The sequence below is a fragment of the Streptomyces rugosispiralis genome, assembly GCF_024505145.1.
Lineage (GTDB): Bacteria > Actinomycetota > Actinomycetes > Streptomycetales > Streptomycetaceae > Streptomyces > Streptomyces rugosispiralis.
The window spans coordinates 1-481 of sequence record NZ_JANIAA010000236.1 but is presented as its reverse complement, the minus strand read 5'-3'; the positions used below and the strand labels follow the sequence as shown (position 1 = coordinate 481).

Genomic DNA, 481 nt, shown 5'->3' with positions numbered 1-481 from the left:
GAACAACACCACGTCGGCCACCGAGTGTTCGGCCAGCCACGGCTGTCCGGCCAGCGTGAGCACCCCCGTGAGCAGACCGCCGCCGGACTCCGGCAAGGGCACCGCCGCGCCCAGAAGGGGATGGTCGAACTCGGCCGCCCCAGGTGACTGCCGCAGGGACGCCGCCCAGAAGCGCCGGCGCTGAAACGCGTAGGTCGGCAGGTCCACGGCATGGGCGTCCAGCCCGGCGAACGCCTCCCGCCACTCCACCGCGACACCCCGGACATGCAGCCGGGCCAGCGCGGTGAGGAAAGAGGCAAGACCGCCGTCGTCGCGGCGCAGCGATCCGGTGACGAGGACGTCGGTAGCGGTGGCGTCGGCGGTGTCCTGGATGCCGACGGTCAGCACCGGATGCGGGCTGGCCTCGACAAACACCGTATGGCCCTGGCCGATCAGAGCTTCGACGGTGCTCTGGAACTCCACCGTCTCACGCAGATTCCGG

General features: G+C 70.9%; 1 protein-coding gene. It reads right to left on the bottom strand.

Annotation, left to right across the window (positions count from 1 at the left end):
* Nucleotides 1-481, bottom strand: a 481-nt coding sequence (locus NP777_RS47230; protein ID WP_256656376.1) for an acyltransferase domain-containing protein, incomplete at both ends; no start/stop codon positions are given.